The 6,000-nt window shown below is 43.5% G+C and carries 6 protein-coding genes; 3 read left to right on the forward strand and 3 right to left on the reverse strand.

The features are described 5' to 3' along the window. The first annotated feature begins 87 nt into the window (after positions 1 to 87). The 3 genes from minC to minE are packed head-to-tail and all read left to right on the forward strand — an operon-like array spanning position 88 to position 1,851. The gene (gene minC / locus FCV43_RS02820) at positions 88 to 750 is read left to right on the forward strand and encodes a septum site-determining protein MinC (RefSeq protein WP_017051321.1); all 663 of its coding nucleotides are present in this window, start codon (positions 88 to 90) and stop codon (positions 748 to 750) included. 18 nt (positions 751 to 768) lie between these two features. Next, a complete protein-coding gene (gene minD / locus FCV43_RS02825; protein ID WP_017051322.1) occupies positions 769 to 1,581 on the forward strand; it encodes a septum site-determining protein MinD in 813 nt (270 codons plus the stop codon). A 6-nt stretch (positions 1,582 to 1,587) separates the two neighbouring features. After that, on the forward strand, positions 1,588 to 1,851 hold the full coding sequence (gene minE / locus FCV43_RS02830) for a cell division topological specificity factor MinE (RefSeq protein WP_017051323.1): 264 nt from the start codon (positions 1,588 to 1,590) through the stop codon (positions 1,849 to 1,851). 120 nt (positions 1,852 to 1,971) lie between these two features. Here the strand turns inward: minE and rnd are convergent, their stop codons facing one another. The 3 genes from rnd to FCV43_RS02845 all read right to left on the reverse strand — a co-directional run bounded on the left by rnd (position 1,972) and on the right by FCV43_RS02845 (position 5,928). Next, complete coding sequence (gene rnd, locus FCV43_RS02835) at positions 1,972 to 3,093, reverse strand: ribonuclease D (RefSeq protein WP_136993959.1); 1,122 nt, start codon at positions 3,091 to 3,093, stop codon at positions 1,972 to 1,974. 171 nt (positions 3,094 to 3,264) lie between these two features. Beyond that, complete coding sequence (fadD, locus tag FCV43_RS02840; RefSeq protein WP_136993960.1) at positions 3,265 to 4,965, reverse strand: long-chain-fatty-acid--CoA ligase FadD; 1,701 nt, start codon at positions 4,963 to 4,965, stop codon at positions 3,265 to 3,267. Positions 4,966 to 5,073: 108 nt separating this feature from the next. Next, the gene (locus tag FCV43_RS02845; protein ID WP_136993961.1) at positions 5,074 to 5,928 is read right to left on the reverse strand and encodes an alpha/beta fold hydrolase; all 855 of its coding nucleotides are present in this window, start codon (positions 5,926 to 5,928) and stop codon (positions 5,074 to 5,076) included. Between the last annotated feature and the right edge of the window lie 72 nt (positions 5,929 to 6,000).

Raw genomic sequence — 6,000 nt, forward strand, 5'->3', positions numbered from 1 at the left:
AGATAACTTGCTGTGCTTGAATTGGGAATATAACATGACATGCCTAGTTTCAGGCAATGCCTATTCCACTGAGGTCTTAAGTTTTCGATGTCTACTACACCAGACCTAAAAGGTAGCAGCTTTACTCTATCAGTTTTGCATTTATCTGATAATCAAGTTGCTAGTACGGTTGATTTTTTAAATGAGAAAGTGGCTCAAGCCCCCTCTTTCTTCGCTTCTGCTCCTGTTGTGATTAACATCAGTAAAGTTCAAGGCGATATTGATTTCGCTGAACTGAAGCAAGGCATCACCAACGCTGGGATGATTCCTGTTGGTGTTACTGGCTGCAAAGATAAACGTGAGCAAAACTTAGCCTCTGAAGCTGGGTTCGCAGTGATGACGGCAAGCAAAACGCCTTCACAAGCGCCTGCAAAAATGGCCCCCACAAAAATTGTCCGAACGCCTATTCGTTCAGGCCAACAAGTTTACGCAAAAGATGCCGACTTGGTTATTTTGAACCATGTCAGTGCCGGAGCTGAGGTGATTGCCGATGGTAGCATTCACATTCATGGGACGTTGCGTGGTCGCGCTATCGCAGGGGCAAGCGGTCAAAAAGAAGCAAAAGTGATTTGTAACGATTTACAAGCCGAGCTGGTTTCCATTGCAGGAAATTACTGGCTCAGCGATCAAATTGAAAGTGAGTACTGGCAGAAAAAAGTGATGCTAAGCATGACTGATGACGTTCTCCATTTAGATGTACTCAGTATTTAAATTATTAAGGATAAAATAATGGCACGCATTATTGTTGTAACGTCAGGTAAAGGTGGGGTTGGGAAGACGACATCCAGCGCCGCTATCGCATCGGGCCTTGCTTTAAAAGGCAAGAAAACCGCGGTAATTGATTTTGATATTGGCTTACGAAATCTTGATTTGATCATGGGCTGTGAACGCCGCGTTGTTTATGATTTTGTAAACGTGATCAACGGTGAAGCGACTCTGAATCAAGCGATGATCAAAGATAAGCGCACTGAGAATCTTTTCATTCTTCCTGCATCCCAAACTCGTGATAAAGATGCGCTGACAAAAGATGGCGTAAAACGAGTATTCGCTGAACTGGATGAGATGGGCTTTGATTTTATTATCTGTGATTCTCCTGCAGGTATCGAGCAAGGTGCGTTAATGGCGCTATACTTTGCTGATGAAGCAATCGTCACGACCAACCCTGAAGTCTCTTCTGTACGCGATTCAGACCGAATTTTGGGTATTCTTGACTCTAAGTCTCGCCGAGCGGAGGAAGGGTTAGAACCTGTTAAACAGCACCTCTTGCTAACTCGTTACAACCCAGCTCGTGTTAATCAAGGTGAAATGCTTAGCGTAGAAGATGTAGAAGAGATCCTACATATCTCATTGCTAGGGGTTATTCCTGAAAGCCAAGCAGTACTCAATGCGTCAAATAAAGGTGTGCCCGTAATATTTGATGAACAATCTGATGCTGGTATGGCCTATGACGATGCTGTTGCCCGTCTATTGGGTGAGCAAGTAGATTTTCGCTTCCTAGTTGAAGAGAAGAAAGGCATTTTCAAACGACTATTTGGGGGCTAATTTGTCATGTCATTATTAGAGTTTTTCCGTCCACAAAAAAAGACAACCGCTAACTTAGCGAAAGAACGCCTGCAAATTATTGTTGCAGAGCGCCGTAGTCATAATGATCCTGCGCCATCTTATTTGCCTCAACTAAAAGAAGATATTCTTAAAGTGATCGCTAAATACGTTGACGTTGACCCATCGATGGTTGACCTTTCATTTGAGCACAAAGGCGATGACATTTCGGTTTTAGAACTGAATGTTAAATTACCAGACGACGAAAAGTAATTTGGCGTACCGCGAGTAAATACGTTCAAAATAGCGTAATACGTTAAAAGTCACAGATACAAAAAGGGTGAAAACGTCATCGACATTTTCACCCTTTTTTATGTTTTGGGTTCAGTACAATTAAGCTTCAAGCAACTTATCTAAACGTTGACCTAAAATCTCCAATCTCCAACCTTGCATCACATCCGGCAACTTCGCTGAATCTCGGTTTTTCTTCCAAACCCAGCTCAAGAATTGATTTAGCTGTTTCTTTGAAGCCAAAAATTCTGGTGATAGCCCTGACGATTGTGACACTCGCTTTACTTCATCTTTAAGCACTTTAAAAATCTGCTTGTAGCCCGGGTAGTCCATCAAACGTTCAATAGCATCTGGATATTCATCTTCTGGCGTTTGCTCTGCCGCACTAATAATTGACGCTATTTTTGCACCGTGGCGACGAATAGAGCGAGGATCAATACCTTCTTGTTCCATTTGCCTTTGGTTCTTCATCGAGAATCGTGCAACCGTCCATAATTCTTGCTCTTTAAAGACAAAATTAAGCGCTAAATCACGACGAATCGCTTCTTGGTAACGCCACGTTGCCAACGGCTTCAGAATAGCCAGTTGCTGCGGTGTAAGCTGCCACGCCCCTTTGATATTGGTATAAACCATTTCAGGGTCAATATTTTTGATTCGCTTAGAGACCAATAAATCAGACTCTTGCTGCGCGGCTTCCCACCAGCCGGCCTCGGTTACTTTTTCAAGTAACTTCTCATAAAGCGGCATTAAGTAGAATACGTCCGCTGCCGCATATTCGAGTTGGCGAGTGGTAAGAGGACGAGCAACCCAGTCAGTTCTTGACTCACTCTTATCTAATTCAATGCCGATAAACTCATTCACTAATGTCGCAAAACCTGTCGATAAGCCGTGGCCTAAAAATGCCGCCATCACTTGTGTATCGACCATTGGGAATGGCGTGCAACCAAATGAGTTTTGGAACACTTCTAGATCTTCACCGCAAGCATGCAACACCTTCAGAACTGATGTGTCTTGCAGCAGTGAAACGAATGGTGTCATGTCATCCAGAGCAACCGGATCGATAAGTGATAAGGTTTTACCATCAAATAACTGTATCAAGCCTAAGATTGGGTAGAAGGTTCTGGTGCGGACAAACTCGGTATCTAACATCACAACATCAACTTCACGGGCTTGTTGACAAACTCGCTCTAGATCTTTCAACTCGGTAATGATTTGGTAATTCACAAATACTCTCTCGAAACTCTTATCTGTATAAGAGCAATAAAAAATGCCGGCATTAGCGGCCGGCATTTTATCATTAAACCTATGTAGCGTGTTGTACTTATTACTCAAATCGTCGCGTTACACAAAGGCTTCTCTATAGACACTACTCATAAAGGTATCTGTCTATAAAAACTAAGCCGCTGGTTTTGAAGATTGCTCGATTCTCGCGTCATTCTCTTCTCGAAGCACGCGACGTAGAATCTTACCAACATTGGTTTTTGGTAGGTCTTCTTTGAATTCAACAATTTTAGGAATTTTATAGCCCGTTAGATGTTCTCTACAGTGAGCGATAATCTCTTCTTTGGTTAAGCTAGGATCACGTTTAACCACATAGATTTTCACCAGTTCGCCAGAAACATCATGTGGCTGACCGATTGCCGCAACTTCAAGCACTTTGCCGTGTAGAGCAACGACGTCTTCAATCTCATTCGGGTAAACATTGAAACCAGAAACCAAGATCATATCTTTTTTACGATCAACAATATGCAAGAAACCATCATCATCAAACTTCACGATATCGCCAGTGGATAACCAGCCATCTTGATCGATCACATCTTTAGTCGCTTCAGGACGCTGCCAGTAACCTTGCATCACTTGCGGGCCACGAACCTGCAATTCGCCCACTTGATCATTACCAATATGATTACCTTCTTCATCAATAATTCGAACTTCAGTCGAAGGAACCGGTAAGCCAATCGAACCATTATATTCAGTTAAATCATAAGGGTAAGCGGCAACTAAAGGTGAACACTCTGTCAGCCCGTAGCCTTCTAATAAGTAACCACCTGTGATTTTCTTCCACTGGTCAGCAACAGCTCGTTGCACTGCCATCCCACCACCAACAGCCAAACGCAGGTTACTAAAATCAAGCTCATGGAAATCTTCATTATTCACTAGCGCATTAAATAGTGTATTCACACCAGTAATCGCAGTGAAAGAGTTCTTTTGCAGCTCTTTGATAAAGCCAGGGATATCTCGTGGATTGGTGATCAACAAGTTATTACCGCCAATCTCAATGAACAGCAAGCAGTTCACCGTCAGCGCAAACACGTGGTAAAGCGGAAGAGCCGTGACGACGGTTTCGCGTCCTTCAGTAAGCACTGGCCCGTATGCACCTTTAGCTTGTAGGACATTTGCCAGCATATTACGGTGAGTCAGAATTGCACCTTTCGCCACACCAGTTGTGCCACCAGTGTATTGTAAGAATGCAATATCATCGCCCGTCATGAACGGTTTTACATACTGAAGGCGACGGCCTTTATGTAACGCTTTTCGGAAAGATATTGCACCAGGAAGATCGTATTTTGGCACCATTCCTTTGACGTATTTCACCACAAAGTCAACGATGGTTCCCTTCGCTCTTGGTAGCATTTGTCCTAAGCTGGTCAGGACAACATGCTTAACTGGCGTGTTATCCACCACTTTTTCTAACGTGCTTGCAAAGTTTGAGACAATCACAATAGCTTTTGCATCCGCATCGTTGAGTTGGTGTTCTAACTCACGAGGGGTGTAAAGAGGGTTTACATTGACTGCAATCATACCCGCACGTAGTACACCAAATAGCGCTACTGGGTATTGCAATAAGTTTGGCATCATCAACGCAACACGATCGCCTTTTTGCAATTTTAAATCATTTTGCAAATATGCTGCGAATGCTCGGCTACGCTCTTCTAATTTACGGAAAGTCATCACCGAACCCATATTCATAAATGCTGGCTGATCCGCATACTTCTGTACGGACTGCTCAAACATATCGATTAATGAATGGTATTGATCTGGGTTAATTGTTTCTGGTACGTCATTTGGATAGCGTGTTAGCCAAGGTTTATCCACAATAAAATTCCTCGTAATTGGGCTGACGGTCTTATTGCCGCGATTAATCAATTGCAGACTATTACAGCACAGCCGGAGCACTTGAGCACGAAACACTCAAACACTTGTTTAAATTTTGTTAACTAAGCCAAGAATTAGCTCTGAAACACGTTCTGGATATTCCAAATGACAATGATGCCCACCTGGAATTGTAACTAATTTCGCTCGAACATTATGAAAGGTGTCGCTATCATTCAACAAATAGTCAAAACCGTTATCCCCGAGAATGATCAGCTGTTCACATTGAATCGCCATGTTAATGACTTGTGCATGCTCAGGCGACATTCGATATATCGAGTCGCACTTTAACCGCTGGTCATGACTCCAATGCCAATGACCATCTTTAAGCACGGTTCCCCGCTTCACGATAGGAGCAATGGTTTCACGTGGCAGTTCATTAACATGCGCCCGCAGCATAATGGCATCTTCTTGACTGCGTAAAGGACGAGAAGGCTTGCGCTGTTGTCGCTGCCTACTTAGAACCCCGTTTCGCATACGCTGTACGCTCTTTTGAGGAGATTCAGAAAGAGGCCCCTTGCCTTCGATTTGAACTAATCCCGCCACTTGTTCAGGAAAGGCGGCACTATAACAACTTGCTATCAATGCACCAAGTGAATGTCCCACCAACACCAGTTTGTTTGGCGATATTTTGTGCAAAACTTGGTAAATATCATCAATATAGTCATGAAAGGGGTAATAGCTGGATGCTGATTTATGGCTTGATAAACCATGCCCCGGCAAATCAATAGCAATCGCGTGTATATGCGATACAGACGCAAGTTGCTCAAACACACTCACAAAACTGGCTGCATTATCTAGCCAACCATGGATAAAGACGAGGGTTACCAGCGCGGTCGATGGTTCCCCTATTTCAATGGCAGAGATTGATCCGCTGGCGGTTGGGTACTGCGTGGACTGATACACAAAAATTCCTACGGCTATATATGCTATGCGAAAGCCGTCAATTGGCTCGTGCTTCTTAACTCTTAACTCTTA

The sequence above is a fragment of the Vibrio genomosp. F6 genome, from assembly GCF_005146325.1.
GTDB classification, from domain to species: Bacteria; Pseudomonadota; Gammaproteobacteria; order Enterobacterales; family Vibrionaceae; genus Vibrio; species Vibrio cortegadensis.